The following is a 524-nucleotide window of genomic DNA, read 5'->3' as shown; positions in this document are numbered from 1 at the left end:
GTGGCTGGAGGTCAGGATGATCTGCGACATCAGCGGCTTGTCGCGCTTCTTGCCGTGTTCCAGGCGCTGGAACGCGGTCAGGGCGTACTGGTCCGGCATGGTGGACCAGCTGAACTTCGGGCCCCGGTAGCCGAGGTCGCGGGAGTCGTAGACCTTGTCGAGGCCGTAGAACCTGCCCTCCGGCCAGTTGTACTGGACACCCGGCACGACACCGACCGTCCGCCAGGCACCCGTGCGGTGGAAGGCACCGGGGAGGGTGAGGCGCTCGCCGGCGGTGACGGTGCGATAGCGGTCCTGGTTGTCGATCCACAGACCGCTCAGGAACGTGGAGTGACCGAGCCAGCTGCTGCCGCCGTACGTCGCGGAGGTGAGCCAGCCGCTCTTCGCCGAGAACCCGGCCTCGCTCAGGTCGTCGGTGGCGTCGTCGAGGGTGGCGTTCACGCCGGGTGCGATGGCCGGATCCTGGAGGGCGGCACGGCCGTAGCTCTCGATGAAGGCGAAGATGACGTCCTTGCCGCGCAGGC

At 68.3% G+C, this 524-nt stretch carries 1 pseudogene; it reads right to left on the bottom strand.

The features are described from left to right. Nucleotides 1-524, bottom strand: a pseudogene (locus DSY14_RS28085) (sulfatase); the annotation flags it as partial.

Origin of the sequence: Nocardiopsis sp. MG754419, assembly GCF_018207095.1 — a bacterium.
GTDB lineage: Bacteria > Actinomycetota > Actinomycetes > Streptosporangiales > Streptosporangiaceae > Nocardiopsis.
This window is presented reverse-complemented; position numbering and strand designations above follow the sequence as displayed.